Annotated in this window: 15 protein-coding genes and 1 other RNA gene; 7 read left to right on the forward strand and 9 right to left on the reverse strand. The window is 37.0% G+C overall.

The genetic code is table 11. The features are described 5' to 3' along the window. Positions 1-67 precede the first annotated feature (67 nt). Entirely contained in the window at positions 68-655 is a 588-nt protein-coding gene (locus Q1A47_RS05710; RefSeq protein WP_026681951.1) for an HD domain-containing protein, read from the reverse strand. Next, positions 655-2,325: a formate--tetrahydrofolate ligase gene (locus tag Q1A47_RS05715; protein WP_166530431.1), complete on the reverse strand. Its 1,671-nt coding sequence runs from the start codon at positions 2,323-2,325 to the stop codon at positions 655-657. The genes Q1A47_RS05710 and Q1A47_RS05715 overlap by 1 nt, the downstream gene beginning before the upstream one ends. A gap of 423 nt (positions 2,326-2,748) precedes the next feature. Here Q1A47_RS05715 and Q1A47_RS05720 point away from each other — a divergent pair, with 423 nt between their 5' ends. The 5 genes from Q1A47_RS05720 (at position 2,749) to Q1A47_RS05740 (ending at position 6,951) form a co-directional block, all read left to right on the forward strand. Further along, on the forward strand, positions 2,749-2,949 hold the full coding sequence (locus Q1A47_RS05720) for a cold-shock protein (protein ID WP_026681949.1): 201 nt from the start codon (positions 2,749-2,751) through the stop codon (positions 2,947-2,949). Between the two features lie 163 nt (positions 2,950-3,112). Beyond that, the gene (locus tag Q1A47_RS05725) at positions 3,113-3,805 is read left to right on the forward strand and encodes a queuosine precursor transporter (protein WP_026681948.1); all 693 of its coding nucleotides are present in this window, start codon (positions 3,113-3,115) and stop codon (positions 3,803-3,805) included. A gap of 814 nt (positions 3,806-4,619) precedes the next feature. Continuing rightward, positions 4,620-4,760 (forward strand): cytochrome c oxidase subunit 2A, encoded by a 141-nt coding sequence (locus tag Q1A47_RS05730; RefSeq protein ID WP_080668710.1) that lies wholly within the window; start codon positions 4,620-4,622, stop codon positions 4,758-4,760. A 29-nt stretch (positions 4,761-4,789) separates the two neighbouring features. Further along, on the forward strand, positions 4,790-5,293 hold the full coding sequence (locus Q1A47_RS05735; RefSeq protein WP_026681947.1) for a cytochrome b5: 504 nt from the start codon (positions 4,790-4,792) through the stop codon (positions 5,291-5,293). Beyond that, positions 5,293-6,951, forward strand: coding sequence for a b(o/a)3-type cytochrome-c oxidase subunit 1 (locus Q1A47_RS05740; protein ID WP_121605108.1), 1,659 nt, complete (start codon positions 5,293-5,295; stop codon positions 6,949-6,951). The genes Q1A47_RS05735 and Q1A47_RS05740 overlap by 1 nt, the downstream gene beginning before the upstream one ends. A 179-nt stretch (positions 6,952-7,130) precedes the next feature. Here Q1A47_RS05740 and Q1A47_RS05745 read toward each other — a convergent pair whose 3' ends face one another. The 7 genes from Q1A47_RS05745 to Q1A47_RS05775 form a co-directional block, all read right to left on the reverse strand. Beyond that, positions 7,131-7,649, reverse strand: a complete 519-nt coding sequence (locus tag Q1A47_RS05745) for an isoprenylcysteine carboxyl methyltransferase family protein (RefSeq protein ID WP_166530432.1) — start codon at positions 7,647-7,649, stop codon at positions 7,131-7,133. Beyond that, complete coding sequence (locus Q1A47_RS05750; protein ID WP_121605106.1) at positions 7,649-8,737, reverse strand: type III polyketide synthase; 1,089 nt, start codon at positions 8,735-8,737, stop codon at positions 7,649-7,651. Before Q1A47_RS05750 ends, Q1A47_RS05745 begins: the two co-directional genes overlap by 1 nt. Before the next feature lie 36 nt (positions 8,738-8,773). After that, complete coding sequence (locus Q1A47_RS05755) at positions 8,774-10,276, reverse strand: carboxypeptidase M32 (RefSeq protein WP_026681943.1); 1,503 nt, start codon at positions 10,274-10,276, stop codon at positions 8,774-8,776. After that, positions 10,273-11,415, reverse strand: coding sequence for a class I SAM-dependent RNA methyltransferase (locus tag Q1A47_RS05760; protein WP_166530433.1), 1,143 nt, complete (start codon positions 11,413-11,415; stop codon positions 10,273-10,275). Before Q1A47_RS05760 ends, Q1A47_RS05755 begins: the two co-directional genes overlap by 4 nt. Before the next feature lie 152 nt (positions 11,416-11,567). After that, positions 11,568-11,942: RNase P RNA component class B (rnpB, locus tag Q1A47_RS05765), an RNA gene on the reverse strand. 99 nt (positions 11,943-12,041) lie between these two features. Further along, on the reverse strand, positions 12,042-12,362 hold the full coding sequence (gene gpsB / locus Q1A47_RS05770; protein WP_026681941.1) for a cell division regulator GpsB: 321 nt from the start codon (positions 12,360-12,362) through the stop codon (positions 12,042-12,044). A gap of 162 nt (positions 12,363-12,524) precedes the next feature. Then, complete coding sequence (locus Q1A47_RS05775) at positions 12,525-13,709, reverse strand: sugar diacid recognition domain-containing protein (protein ID WP_026681940.1); 1,185 nt, start codon at positions 13,707-13,709, stop codon at positions 12,525-12,527. A 169-nt stretch (positions 13,710-13,878) separates the two neighbouring features. Between Q1A47_RS05775 and Q1A47_RS05780 the strand changes: the two genes are divergently transcribed. Further along, positions 13,879-15,045 (forward strand): FAD-binding oxidoreductase, encoded by a 1,167-nt coding sequence (locus Q1A47_RS05780; RefSeq protein WP_026681939.1) that lies wholly within the window; start codon positions 13,879-13,881, stop codon positions 15,043-15,045. A 26-nt stretch (positions 15,046-15,071) separates the two neighbouring features. Continuing rightward, complete coding sequence (locus tag Q1A47_RS05785) at positions 15,072-16,034, forward strand: ornithine cyclodeaminase family protein (protein ID WP_026681938.1); 963 nt, start codon at positions 15,072-15,074, stop codon at positions 16,032-16,034. The last annotated feature ends 180 nt before the right edge of the window (positions 16,035-16,214 follow it).

Here is a 16,214-nt window from a genome sequence, read left to right on the forward strand (position 1 = left end):
CTTACTGAAAAAGATACCCATCAAACGATGGATATCTTTTTAGCTTATGTACAGTAAAGCAATACCTTTACCACTCGTTATAAAATTGTTCTAAATATCTTTCCATAAATTGATGACGTTCGTTAGCAATTTCTTGGGCTGTTTCTGTGTGAAGCAGCCCTTTCAGTTTCAATAGTTTATCATAGAAATGCTGGATGGACGTATGCTTCGATGTTTCATGGAATATAGGTTGCCCTTTTGCACCTCCATAAGCAAAGGTTCGAGCAATGCCAATCGCACCAATTGCATCCAGTCTATCAGCATCCTGCACGACTTTTCCTTCCATTGTAGTTGGAATCCTCCCTTTTCGGAAAGAAACATTTCTCATAATTTGCCTAATTTCCTTGATATCGCTCTTTGTAAAATCTATGGAATGAAGGAAAGCATCCATTTCGTTCAATGATTTGATCGAATCATGAAATAATTTTTCATCACCTATATCATGGAGCCAAGCAGCAGCTTCACAAATAAATGGCTCTGCGCCCTCCTTATTGGCGATCATTCTAGCCATTCGTGCTACTCGCTCCATATGATAATAATCATGGCCAGTAGGATCATCCGTAAAACAACTAAAAACATAGGCTTTTATCTTTGCTAACTGTAAAGCTGCCTCCATTAAAACAGCCCTTTCACCTTTCCATCTGCTGTTACGTCCATATTTAGCGCTGCCGGTTTTTCAGGAAGTCCAGGCATCGTTAATACATCACCTGTTAATACAACAATAAAGCCTGCACCTATAGATGCTCGTAGTTCCCTAATAGTGATCGTAAAACCTTCTGGTCTCCCTACACGTGCAGGGTCATCTGAAAGTGAATATTGTGTCTTAGCCATGCAAATTGGGAGGTTATTCCATCCCTGCTTTTCAAATAGCTTTATTTGCTTCGATGCATGCTTTGAAAGCTCAATATCCTTCGCTCCATAAACTGTTTGAGCTATTTTTCTAATTTTTTCTTCAATAGAATCTTCTAATTCGTATAGTGGTTTAAAGCTTTTCTTCCTGCTTTCGGTCTTAGCGATAATTTTGTTAGCTAATTGAATACCACCTGATCCACCACTTGCCCATACGTCAGTCAATGCTACTTCAACATGTTGTTCCTCACACCAGTTCTCAATAAAATGGACCTCATTTTCTGTATCGGTTGGAAACTTATTGATAGCAACTACAAATGGAACATCAAACGCTTCAATCGTTTCCATATGTTTTTTCAGATTTTTCATACCTGCTTTAAGTGCTTCTAGATTTTCTTCGGCAAGTTTATCCTTTGCCAACCCACCATGCATTTTTAATGCACGAACTGTAGCAACAATAACAACTGCGGCAGTGTCAATGTTTCCAACACGTGATTTTATATGAAAATACTTCTCAGCACCTAAATCTGCACCAAACCCCGCTTCTGTTACAACATAATCACCTAGTTTAGCCGCAGTTTTTGTAGCGATAATACTGTTACATCCATGCGCTATATTCGCAAATGGCCCGCCATGTATAATCGCTGGAGTATTTTCGATCGTTTGAACAAGGTTCGGTTTTAATGCATCTTTTAAGAGTAACGTTAATGCTCCCTCCGCTTTAAGATCACTCACAGTAACGGGTTGCTCATTATAGGTATAGCCAATCACAATTCTTGCCAATCGTGATTTTAAATCTACTATATCGGTTGCTAAACATAAAATGGCCATGATTTCAGATGCAACTGTAATTGTAAAGCCATCTTCTCTCGGAACACCCTTTGATGGTCCTCCTAGCCCTACGATGATTTGACGTAATGCTCGATCATTCATATCCATGACACGTTTCCATTCTATTCTTCTCGGATCAAGATCGAGTTCATTTCCTCGATGAATATGATTGTCAATCATTGCCGATAGCGCATTATTTGCACTCGTAATAGCATGTAAATCTCCGGTAAAATGAAGGTTTATATCTTCCATTGGTAATACTTGAGAATAACCCCCTCCTGCTGCACCACCCTTTATTCCCATTACTGGACCTAATGATGGTTCACGCAATGCAATTACTGCTCTCTTACCTATTTGGTTCAAGGCTTGTCCTAAGCCTACTGTGACTGTGGATTTCCCTTCTCCTGCAGGGGTTGGGTTAATAGAGGTAACAAGAATAACTTTGCCATCTGGCTTATCCTTTAACGTATGTAAAAGATGATTGGATATCTTTGCTTTTGTATGTCCATACGGCTCCCATTCATCTTTACTTAAATTCAAGTTCTCAGCAATTTTATGTATCGGTTCTAGCTTTGCTTCCTGTGCTATTTCTATATCCGTTTTCATGTAATAGTACCCCTTCCTAAAATTTAGATAAATATGGTGGGAAATAACTTCATCCTATCTACTACATTTCGATGTAAATCATGATCGTTCATACAGTAATTACAGCAAATTCTGCCGCTTGCCTTCATGCTCTCCTTGCATGTCTCTTGATACCGCTTCACCTAATCAAATTATAGACGAGTAACGAAAAAATGTCGACATAACCTTGCTTATTTTCTTGACTCACTTATGTAAATAAGCTATATTAGACACAAGCAAAGAAGATGTACGGATTCATTAATGACGCAGGCAGCTTCTATAGAAGTGGATGTAATAGTGATCCTACACTTCTATAGAAACTGCCTATTTTTATGTTCTGTCTATCTGCTTTGTATTACCACGTTTGTGCTTAAAGAAACGTGAAAGTTTTTAGGAGGATTATTCATGGAAAATGGTGTAGTTAAATGGTTCAATGCTGAAAAAGGATATGGCTTCATTCAGCAAGAAGAAGGAAATGACGTATTTGTACATTATTCGGCAATTCAAGAAGAAGGCTTTAAAACACTTGAAGAAGGACAAGAAGTTTCTTTTGAAATCGTTGAAGGTGAGCGTGGTCCACAAGCAGCTAATGTTGTTAAAAAATAAATAGTGATCAAAATATATAAAGCGGTAATCTTAATGGTTACCGCTTTTTTTGGTGGTTATAATAGGAATATCCTTGCTTTTCGAGTTAGTTCTTCGTATAATAGCTTTTGTGTTTTTCGCGGTTCGAGAACTCCCGCGTTACCAAAACTAAGGAGGAATAATAATGCCTAACGAGCTTATATGGATTTTATTTGCGTTGGTCAATTTTTCGTTATTGCTATTGTTCTATCGACTATTTGGTAGAACAGGCTTATATGTTTGGATCGGAATGGCAACAGTGATAGCCAATATTCAGGTGTTAAAAACAGTGGATTTAATTGGCTTAACAGCTACTCTTGGGAATATCCTATATGGAACTGCTTATTTAGCTACCGATATAATTAATGAAAAACATGGTAAAAAAGAGGCGAAAAAAGCAGTATGGTTGGGATTTGCAACATTAGTTACCATGACAATCATCATGCAAATTGCCTTAGCATTTGAACCAGGTGCTGAAGACATTGCTCATGATGCGCTGGCGACTATATTTAGTTTAATTCCACGAATAGTGGCCGGAAGCTTAGCAGCGTATATGATTAGTCAATACTTTGATGTTTGGATTTATGATAAATTACGTAATCTATTTCCAAGTGATCGGCAGTTATGGATTAGAAATAATGGGAGTACGGTGATAAGTCAATTTGTAGATACGATTGTTTTCTGTACTATTGCATTCTATGGAACATATCCATTCGATATTTGGTTGGAAATATTTATAACAACCTATGTTATCAAATTCGCGGTGGCAATTATCGATACACCATTTATGTATATTGCTAAGAACATGCATGTTGAAAAAAGTAATAGCACAAATTAATGCAAAAGGAAGCACAATAACCTATTTAACTATTGTGCTTCCTTTTTTTCTTATCAAGTCCCCATTTATTCTTGTATTATAGTTACCTCTTGTTATATGCATACATATGTATATTAGCTTGGACTCATTTTATCTTCCATTAGTATCTCCTGAATAAATAGACTCATTAAACAATTTTCAATCTATATACTCAAAGACCCCCAACCTGACGAAATTCTTATTCGTTGGCTTCCTTCACACTGGTTCTTTTATTTCGACAACTAAAAAATAACTTACATTTATTCTGTAACATCTTTGAGGAATAGGATAAGATACTATTCATTCATACATGCCTCTCCCTCCTCTCTATCTAAATTTCGGTTTCGCGGCAGTTTGCATTCTTAGTTCAAACGACATTTTTGCATGATGCTTCAACACTAATCAAATTTGCTAAGTTAAAACATGCTGACTTCGTTCCGTTTACCTTTTATCAATATGCTCCCTGCTCTGTTAGGCTTACTAATTACCTAATTATCGTATTCTAAGCCATGCTTAAGTCAGCAGGATAAGCTTGTTTATGTGCCTTACTTTTTAAACATTTGTTTCAAACAGCTACTACTTCTTTCCTACAAGGTAGTTTTTCACTTAATTGCCACTTTTTCTTCACAAATCCTTCAATTACTTTTCTAACCTAAATGTTAGTAAAGTACTGATACAGAGCGGTTCGAACATAATTGAACAAATTGTGAAAACACTAACGAACAATGCTAATTCGGGCAGTGTTTTGTGTATGATGAAAATAGAAGCACTACTTTAGTCATGAGGGGGGAGTAGAATGGAAAATGCTGAAAAGCAGAAATCTGAAGAGCGTGTAGAAACGCCAAACCTGAAAGGTACACTACTATCTGTGTTATTACTAGGAGTCTTCATTATCGTTAGTTGGTTTGGTGTATTTGCCTTATTTTTATCTAGGTAATTGGAATGAATTTAGGGGGGAGTGTTAGCATGCATTTGCATAAGTTTGAGAAGGTATGGTTAATATTTGGAACTGGATCACTTCTATTATTCTTGCTTGTGATTGGGGTTGGTGCATTTTATAAAGGTACCCATCCTTCCAGTCATTTAGAAACAATTGACTTAAAGAATATTGAAAGTCATGAGGCCTTTCAACCAGATAATTTAGGCGTAACACAGGTAAAAGAGGATCAGTATATCGTTAATTTTGTTGCCTCTGCCTTTAACTATGATTTTGGTGTTGATGATAATGGTAAACCGCTAAAAAAGATTAGAATTCCTAAAGGATCTACTGTTTTATTTCAAGCAACAACAAAAGATGTAATTCATGGATATCAAGTTGCTGGGACGAATGTAAATATGATGCTGGAGCCTGGTTACATTAGCCGCTACGAAACGGTTATGGATGAGACAGGTGAATTTACAATTGTATGTAATGAATACTGTGGATTGGGTCATCACCAAATGTTTGCTTCTGTGGAGGTGTATGAATAATGATTGCTACTAAACTTGGTATTTCAAAATCTGATTCCAAACTTACTATGGCCTTTATCTATGTTGCGTTTATTTCACTATTTATTGGTGGGCTAATGGGGCTGTTACAAACACTTGTAAGATCAGGTTCCCTTTCACTTCCATGGGGAATCACCTATTATCAAGTATTAACGGTACATGGAGTAATACTCGGACTCGTTTTAACTACTTTTTTTATTATCGGTTTTCAATATGCTTTGATGGCCAAAACAGTTGGTATTTCAAAAAAACAGCGATTATATGCCTGGTTAAGTTTTATAGTCATGTTAATTGGTACGGTCATGGCCGCCGTTATGGTGTTATTAGGTAAAGCAAGTGTACTATATACATTTTACGCTCCATTGCAAGCACATCCTATATTTTATTTTGGATTGGCATTGGTTATTATCGGTAGTTGGATTGCCTGTTTTGTTAACTTCCGACAACTCTATGTTTGGAAAAAGACTCATAAAGATGAAAAATCACCGCTTCTTGCCTTTATGGTAGTTATCAATATGGTATTATGGTTTATTGCAACGCTTGGTGTAGCAGCCGCAGTCATTGTTCAATTTATTCCGTGGTCCCTTGGATATGCGGAAACGATTAATGTTTTAGTAAGTAGGACCTTGTTTTGGTATTTTGGTCATCCACTTGTATATTTTTGGCTACTACCTGCATATATGGCTTGGTATGCCATAATCCCGAAGATTATTGGCGGCAAAATTTTTAGTGATTCATTAGCACGATTGTCTTTTGTATTATTTTTATTATTCTCTATACCAGTCGGCTTTCATCATCAGCTGACAGAACCTGGAATTGACCCAACGTGGAAGTTTATACAAGTTGTACTTACATTTATGGTCATCATTCCTTCACTTATGACAGCATTTTCTATGTTTGCCATGTTTGAGATAACTGGCAGACGGAAGGGGTTTCGTGGATTATTTGGTTGGTTTAAACATTTACCTTGGAAGGACGTTCGTTTCTTTGCTCCTATGGTAGGTATGCTTGCATTCATACCAGCAGGAACTGGAGGAATAATCAATGCATCCCATCAATTAAACAACGTTATTCACAACACGATGTGGGTTACTGGTCATTTCCACTTAACTGTAGCAACTACTGTTTTACTTACCTTTTTCGGAATTAGCTATTGGTTGATCCCACACCTAACAGGTAGAAAGCTAACAAAGAAGATCAATAATTTAGGGTTAATACAAACCGTTATTTGGGCAGTAGGGATGACTATCATGTCTGGATCCATGCATATATCTGGTCTGCTAGGTGCACCGCGAAGATCTGCCTTCTCTGAATATGGTGGAACTGCCCAAGCATCAGATTGGATAGGATATCAAATTGCTCAAGCGGTTGGAGGCACTATTTTATTTATCGGTATTCTACTAATGGTATATATCTTTCTGCAATTAACTTTCTTTGCACCGAAGGGACAGGAAGAGTTCCCAATTGCTGAAGAAGAAGTGAATGCTCAACCGACACCGCTATTTTTAGAAAATTGGAAGCTCTGGATTGGCATTACAATTGGGTTAATCTTATTTGCATATACCATTCCATTTATCGATATTATTCTGCACGCTCCAACGGGTAGCGAACCATTTGCTTGGCCAATCGGGAATTCATAATATACTAGGAGTGAGTATCCCATAAGGTACAAAGGAATATAGAACTCCTGTAGAAGGAGCAATATCGTGTCACTAACCTGAAGTATTTTATTCACGAGAAGGATGAACCGTCGTTGCCCCATGGCAATAGTATACTTCAGCTGTATAGGTAAAGAGCTGTCTTTATGGACAGCTCTTTCCTATTCTGTTAACTTTGTATCTTTTAACGCATTTTCCTCTGCTGGAATTCGAACAGTTAATAACAGGATGTGCAACAACGGAAACAATACTGCCGTTATATATGCCTCAAACAACAAGGGGATAACCAATAATTCAATTCCCACTACGATATAATTGGGATGTTTTACATATTTATATGGACCTTTCCTCACTAAAGGGAACTGTGGAGATATTATGATTTTCGTGTTCCAAAACTTACCTAACGATGAAATACACCAAAAACGTACGAACTGGAGCAATAGAAACAGTACAAACAAATAAATGTTAAATTGGAACGTAGCTGGATGCCTTAGTAATACCTCGACAATTAGCGAGAGAAAGAATAAGCTGTGTACAAGGATAAACCACTTATAATGCTCTTCCCCTCTTTCTACCCCACCTCTTTCTTTTATCCAGACTTCATTTCGTTTGGCAATGTTCAGCTCAACTAATCGTTGTATGATAATAAAGCACAGTATAACCCACATAAATAATGGCATTAGTCTACCCACTCCATAAGTATTAACTCAGAGCTAAAGCCTGGGCCAAGTGCTGATATTACACTTTTTTCTCCCTTAGAAATGGCTTCCTTCATCCAGGCACCTAGGACATAGAGAACGGTGGCAGATGACATATTACCATGATTACGTAACACATTAATAGAATGCTTAAATTTTTCAGGCTTGGCTTGTAGAACTTTTTCCATGGAATCGATTACTTTTTTACCCCCTGGATGAGCAATAAACGAATGTATATCCTGTTCATTTATTCGTGTTGCTTGCAGAAAGATTTGTAAATGCTCTCGCCAAAACGTTTCTACTAGAGCAGGTATACTTTTCGAAAAAATAACCTCAAAGCCACCATCAGTTATATCCCACCCCATTACGGATATACTGTCTTTTTTTGTGTATGAATGAGATTGCAGAAGCTTGGGAATAGAGCCTTTTTTCTTGCGTAATATTAAAGACTTCTCACCAACCGCTAATGCCGCACTTATTCCATCACCAAATAACGCTGTTCCAATGATATTACTCTTTTTCATATCCCCTTTTTGAAACGTCAAACTACATAGTTCACAGCAAACAATCAATGCAGATTTATCTGGATTAGCTGTTAACCAATCATAAGCTCTTGATAATCCAATTGCCCCACCAGCACAGCCTAACCCCCATAAAGGCATTCGCTTTATATCTGATCGAAAAGGTCGTTCATTAAATAGATGAATATCCATAGATGGCGTTGCTATACCTGTACTAGACACAAATATGATCATATCTATTTCCTCATACAAAACAGGTTCATCTAAAAATTGTTGATTCGTTAAGCAAGCGTCTATTGCGCGCAGGGCATACTCTTTTGCATAGGTCGTATAAAGCTCGTTTCTTTCCTTAAAGGAGTGATCTCGTAAAAACCATTCTGAGTCAACAACAAATTGGCGCTCATTGACCTGCGCATTGTCAAATACCGGAAGCAGCCGTGATCGTTGTCGAAGGGAATACGTAAATACTTTTTGCACAATTTGCTTTACTTCCTCTTGTGGCATACGATAATTAGGAATACCGAGTCCTGTTGAACAAATATATGTCATGGAATACTCCTTCTTTTAGAAAGCAAACAGCTCAACTTAGTTAAACTGATAAATAGCTGCATACTTTTGCTTTAAGTATCTTACTAAGTAATCAGGATTTAATCCTTCGTTTGTAACATCCTTGATAATTTCAAGTGGTTTCTTCATCTTGCCATGTTGATGTACAGCTTCGGATAACCATTGTTTAATTCTACGACAGTCTCCGGTCATAATAATTTCATCAACGTTTACTTCACTTCTTAAGGTGTGATTCAACTGTGCAGCATACATATACCCTAATGCATACGAAGGAAAATAACCAAAATCGCCTCCTGCCCAATGGATATCCTGAAGGACTCCTTCTCTATTAGTTGGAGGGTTTATTCCTAAATAAGCCACCATTTTCTCATTCCATAGCTTAGGTAAATCTTGCACGTTAATCTCTCCATTAATCAAAGCTTTTTCAAGCTCGTAACGTACCATGATATGAAGTGAATAGGTTAATTCATCTGCTTCAATGCGTATGAATGAGGGCTTCACTTCATTTACTGCACGAAAGAATTGGTCCAACTCTACATCCCTAAAGTGCTGGGGGGCATATGATTGAAACTCTTGATAATTAGCTTCCCAAAATGTATGACTCCTTGCTATAAAGTTTTCCCAAAATAATGATTGTGATTCATGAATTCCCATTGACGTTCCTGTTGCAAGCGGTGTATTCATTAAGCTTTCTGCAATATTTTGTTCGTATAATGCATGTCCGCCTTCATGAATAGTCCCAAAGATCGCCATTCTAAAATCGTTTTCATCGTATCTTGTAGTAATTCGTACATCATTTCGATTGAGCGCAATTGCAAAGGGATGAATGGTTTCGTCTAATCGACCAGATTGAAAATCATAGCCCATTTGCTTTAAAATTATTTTGGTAAAGGCTTCCTGATCATTTTTAGGAAAATGTGCTTGCAAAACATCGGTGTCAGGCTTTACAGGACTTGCTTTGATTTGATCCAATAGAGATACTAACGATGTGCGCAATGCAGGAAAAACCTCATCTAACATCGTTGTTGTTACCCCAGGCTCGAAGTTATGTAGTAATGCATCATAGATATTATGCTCATATCCCCAATAAGTAGCAAATTGTTTATTATAATCGACTAGTTTCTCTAAATATGGTTGAAACAATTGGAAATCATCGTTTTGCCTAGCTTCTTGCCAGACGGCTTCAGATTTGGATTGCGTCATAATAAATTCTCTATACAGTTCATGAGGTATTTTACGATTTCTTTCATAATTTTCCTCACAAACCTCAACTGTCCTTTTTAATATTGGATCAGTCGTATCATTTTTTAAAGCATCAATAAAATGTTTCATTTTATCAGAAGTTTCCAGCTTATGAATCTTTTCTCCCAGAAAACCAGCAACTTCAGAACGTTGTTCGACACCATGATTAGGTATTTTGGTACGCATATCCCAATGAATTAGCATCAATGACTCATTATAAGCACTTATTTCACGTAAGTAATGTCTAAAGTCTTTCTCTACGGTATTTATAGTTGTCATTCCAAATCCTCCCTCACCTTTTTACCAAAATATTGATAATAATCTGTTCGGATATATCCATTAAATAACTTTCGTTTCTTCGTCGCTCTTTGACCAAATGCTTTTTCAAAGTTTTCGTAAGCGGTTAGTATATAAATGCTCCAGCTTTCATGATGTTTCATAACAGAGCCTAAATCATTAGCAATTTTTGCAGCATGCTTATAATCACCAAGCCTTTGTCCATATGGAGGATTGCCAATAAGATAACCATTATGCTTGCGAATCGTTAAATCCTTTACTTGCATCTGCTTCCATGTTATCAAGTCCCCTAATCCTGATTCCATCGCATTTTGCTTTGCAATGTCTATCATTTTATGATCAATGTCAGAGCCGATAATTTCTAACTTTTGATCATAGTTTGCTTTATCTTCTGCTTCTTGAAAAGCATCCTCCCAATGCTTTCTTTTTATGAAGCTCCATTCTTCTGAAGCAAACTCACGGTTAAAGCCAGGTGCAATATTCTGACCAATTAACGCAGCTTCAATAGCAATCGTTCCTGACCCACAAAAGGGATCTATTAATGTTTCATCTGCATGCCAGTTAGTTAGCATAATTAAAGATGCAGCAAGGGTTTCCTTTAAAGGGGCATCCCCCTGCCCTACTCGATATCCTCTTTTATGTAATCCTGTGCCAGAAGTATCAATCGTCAGAGTAGCTTCATCCTTCAAAAGAGCAATCTCAACTTTAAACATAGCACCAGACTCAGGTAATTTAGAAACAATTCCATACTTTAATTTTAACCGTTCAACGATTGCTTTTTTTGTTATGGCCTGACAATCGGGAACACTATACAGCTTAGACTTAACCGATTTTCCGATTACTGGAACTTGTCCGTCCTCTGCAATATATTTCTCCCAAGGCAATGACTTGGTACCTTCAAATAACTCCTCAAAGGAGCTAGCTTTAAAAGTACCTACCTGTAATTTAACCCGATCAGCGGAGCGTAGCCATAAATTACAACGAGGAATAGCAGAGATAGGCGCTTCAAAAATAACCTTTCCGTTCTCTACGTGTGTTTCATAGCCTAATGCATTTACCTCTTTAGCCACAACTGCTTCTAATCCCATAGCTGCTGTTGCAATTAATGTTACAGTTTGCATATATAATTAATTCCTTTCCTATCAGTATCATGTTTTCCATAGTTTATCATATCTACATACGGTTTATGAACGCTAATAAAAATAAAAAACCTTTCCAATAACCCAAAAGGGAATCAGAAAGGTTTATTTCCTCGTCATAGACCAATTAAATACTCGATAAGCCATGTTCTGTTCCATTGTACTGCCATCGGTGGTCAACCTCGTACGCCGGTTGTAATCATCTATCTACAAGTTTATACTTGTCCCTTTTTCGGTTCATTTCCCTACTAAAGAGTGCCCCTACCATTATTTGGGTTGCTCACTCGTGGGGTTTACCTCGTTCCACCTGAAATGTTTCCAAATCAGCTACGTCACTGTGGCACTTTCAAGGCTAGCTTCCATATCTAATAGACGTAGGTAGCTATCCTGCCGTTAACCAAATGGTTACCTTGACTTATGAATTCGTCAAGCACGAACACTACAAACATCGCAGTTTGTGTGAGCATGGACTTTCCTCTGTATATATTATACAGCGATCACATGAGTATTTAATTTATTTCCTCAAATTACTATACCATAAGTACTAGATTTAATCAAGTTTCCCTATGACTTTCATTTAGCTTTTGCTTTTCAACTGCCTTAACTTATTAACTCTCTGTCTCAGCGAATTTCTTTCCGAAAACAGCCTTCTCCAAGTTTGACAATCGTTTTAAAACATCATAATTTACTTGCGGATTAGGATTAGGTTGTGCAGAGCGTGTTTTGGGCGGCTGTTCCACGGTTGATGATTTTTTCAACCTATCATTCTCTTGTTGAAGCCTTTCTAACTCTTGCTTAAAAGCATCATAATCCTGAATAATTAAATCTAAAAATTCATCAACTTCCTCTTGATTATAGCCCCGCATTGCTGTCTTAAAATCTTTTTCTAAAATATCTTTACTACTTAATTGTACTCGATTCGTACTCACAGTATCACCTCATCATGTCTACATGTTAATTTGTTCGTATCCATTTCCATTTCATTTAACATTTTATTAATTCTATTTATTTTTATGCCATTTCTTTCTACTTATTATAGCATTAAATTGTCAACCTGAAAAATGAATACATTATTCAGATTTATTCTCATGCTATTCCTTCATTTTTATAATTATATAAAGTAACATACACTGTTCAAAACAACCTAAATCAAGCATGGTTATTGATTCTATTTTTTTCAGACGATAAATTAAGGTATTACGATGTATAAAAAGAGACTTTGCTGCCCTACTTATATTTAAATTGCTATCACAGTATACAATAAAGTTATAACTAAGCTCCATAAAATCGTCATGTGCAAAAAACGGTTCTACTCGCCCGTTTAACTTCGACTGTATTTGAGAATTAAGCTGATACGGAATAAGTTGCATAAGTACATTCCAATCATAATAAGAATAGATGGCCGGTTCTATAGATAGCCTACTTGCAAATTCCACAAGCACCTCTGCCTCGTGATAGGATTGATACAAGAGGTGAAGAGCATCATATTTATATCCAGCAGCAATGGAAACAGTATGAATATTATAATCATGCAACCTTTTAATGAGCAGTACGCTTTTGTTTTTAAATTCTGCCATAAACTGATGAAAAACGGTGTCATCCGTAATCGGTTTTAATAAAATAATTTTTTCTGGATTTAAAAACGTACAAATATGATGTAAGTCGTTATTATATGTTTTTCGAATACACGCTAATATTTCTTTCTTCAAATAGTCTAAGGAATAGGCCTGTCGCTTATCCATCTGTATACTTTTAAGTAACGAATCTCCGATATTGATTACAATACAAAGGCGCTGTATTCCTTCCTCTATCTGCAATACCTTGCAATAGTGGGCGACTCTTTCTTTATGTCGGTTTCCATCTAACAAGATATATTGCACAAATGACTCTAACGTTTTTGCTTCTAAGTCCTCTATATGCGTATGAATTGTTTCTTGCCATATCATCTCCACATACTTCTTAATAAGCTCTGCATATGGTTTAACCTCCAACGGATTTCCGATGATACCTAGCACTCCAATGGTTTGAGAATCTAAATGTAATGGAACTGCTACACCAGGTAAAACATTCGTCATACTAGAAATTTTGTCATTATCAAATAAGATGGTTCGATTCTCTTTAATAACTTCTATTGAGGGAGTATGTAATGTTCCAATTCGTTCAGCATTTGTATCCCCAATAATATATCCTCTCTTATCACTTAAGCTAATGGGAAAAGGCGAAATTTTTGAAACCGCTTTCACTGTTCGTTGTGCAAATTGTACAAAACGTTCCATCTACTTTTCTTCCTTTTATATGGGTATTTTCTAATATTTTATCATAATTTTGATTATTTAAAATAATTATTTCTCTAAGAAATTTTGTATAGTTTTGACATAGATTTTCCAGTCTAGCTTAGGTTATAACTAGTTATAATCATTCCACATATAACTTGAGGTGATTTTCGTGCGTAAGAAAGCAGATATTATCATTATTGGTGGCGGTGTAATTGGCTCAAGCGTTGCCTACAATTTATTAAATGACGGTTACGATGGAGCAATTATTGTATTAGAAAAAGACCCGATGTATGAATTTTCTTCTACCCCTAGAAGTGCTGGTGGTATCAGACAATTATTTACTACGTCTATTAATATTCAAATAAGCAGATATAGCTTACAAAAATATAAAACGTTTCCAACCGACATGGCAATTCATGGAGAAACTGCTGAGATCGATTTTAAACAGCGAGGATACTTGTTTCTCGCCAAAGACGAAAATGTAAACCAGTTAAAAAAGCAATGTGAACGACAGCGACAATTTGGTGTTCCTTCCGACTTTTTAACACCACAAGAGCTGCTAACTATCATTCCAGAATTAACTATATCCGATTTACAGGGTGGGCTGTACTGTGAGGAAGATGGCTACCTTGACCCATACTCTGTTATGCAAGGCTATGCTAAAAAGGCCAAGCATCTAGGTGCTACGTATATATATGAAGAGGTTGACACTATTCTAAAAGACAATGATTGTGTCACCGGAATACAATTAGCGAATGGAGAAAGCTACTATGCTCCAATTGTTATTAATTGCGCTGGCCCATGGGCTGCTGCGCTAAGTGAGAAAATAGCGCTACCTTTACCAATCGTACCTTTAAAACGTCAAATTATTCAGTTCGATATCGAAGAACCCTTACATAATAACCTTCCTCTAACTGTAGATCCAACAGGCGTTTATTTCCGTCACGAAGGAAAACAATTGATTTCAGGTTATTCAGAGCAAGTAAAGCCAGGTATTGATTTTTCGTGGAGACGCTCCTTCTTTTTAGAACAATTATGGCCCGTGCTAGGTCATCGAATTTCTAATTTTGAATGTGCAAAGATTCGTAGTGGATGGGCAGGGATGTACAGCTTTAATACGATCGACCAAAATGCGATTATCGGTGAGCACCCTAAATTAAATGGATATTATACCGCATGTGGCTTCAGTGGTCATGGAATGCAGCAGGCTCCTGCTGTAGGTAAAGGGTTATCCGAGTTGATCCGATTAGGTAAATATGAGTCCTTGAACCTTCATCCATTAAGATTTGAACGATTTCAAGAAAAGGAATTGCTTATTGAGGGTGCTATAGTTTAACAACGTAAACGAATGGAGGTCATTACATGTTATTTTTAAATGAATCGGCTATAAAAGAAGCTGTATCCATGAAGCAAGTTATTCATGCAATTGATAACGCATACAAGCTCTACGGCTCTGGAGCATTTCACATGCCCACTCGAATGCAACTACAGGATGAAACAAATACTTTATTGCTAATGCCTTGCCTAACTAATGAATCAATAGGTACAAAGTTGATTACATCTTTTCCAAATAACACGAGCCATCCTACCTTACAAGGACTTGTAATTTTAACTAGTCGTGAAACTGGCGAATGTCAAGCGCTTTTAGATGGGTCGTTTATAACAGGAATTCGAACAGGTGCAATTGGTGGCTCAGCCATTAGACATCTCGCAAATGTGGATGATAACAAACTGGCAATAATTGGAACAGGTGTACAAGGGCTGTATCAAGCTATTGCAGCATGCACGGAGCGGCCGATTAAGGATATTTATTTGTACAATCGAACGACGGATAAATTACCAGCCTTTAGTGAAAAGCTCAAAGCATGGATCCCTGCAAACATCCATATCCATATGACTTCTACAATTGAAGAAGCAATTACATTTGCTCATATCATTATTTGCTCAACTACTTCGAATTCACCTGTTCTTCCTAATGACCCCGACTTATTAACAAACAAGCTTATTATCGGTATTGGTTCCTTTCAACCAACCATGCGAGAATTTCCAGAAGTATTGTATCAATTAGCGGACCGCCTTTATATTGATACGGAAGACGCTATTATCGAGTCGGGGGATGTACAATATCCACTAGAAAAAGGCTACCTACCAAAAGACTCCATCATATCCATGTCGAAGCTGGTTATGTCAAATGAAGAAGTGTCTCGTTCCCCTGATAAAAGCATCCTTTTTAAATCTACAGGTATGGCTTTATTTGACGTAGTTGTATCGCAATTGGTCTATCGGCAGGCTCTCAAGAAAGGAGTTGGTCAGCAGCTAACCTAGAGTAAAAAACTCTCTATAGGAGCATTCCTGTAATGAAGAAATTTGAGGGTTGAACAAAAAAGAGCCCCCTTGGTATAGTACAGGGTGTCAATGCGCATTGACCCCGAAATTAATAAATACCAAGGAGAGGACCCACTATGAATTATAATCAAAATCACAAACTATCGCAAATCACACCAG

The organism is uncultured Virgibacillus sp. (genome assembly GCF_947495635.1).
GTDB classification, from domain to species: domain Bacteria; phylum Bacillota; class Bacilli; order Bacillales; family Amphibacillaceae; genus Virgibacillus; species Virgibacillus salarius.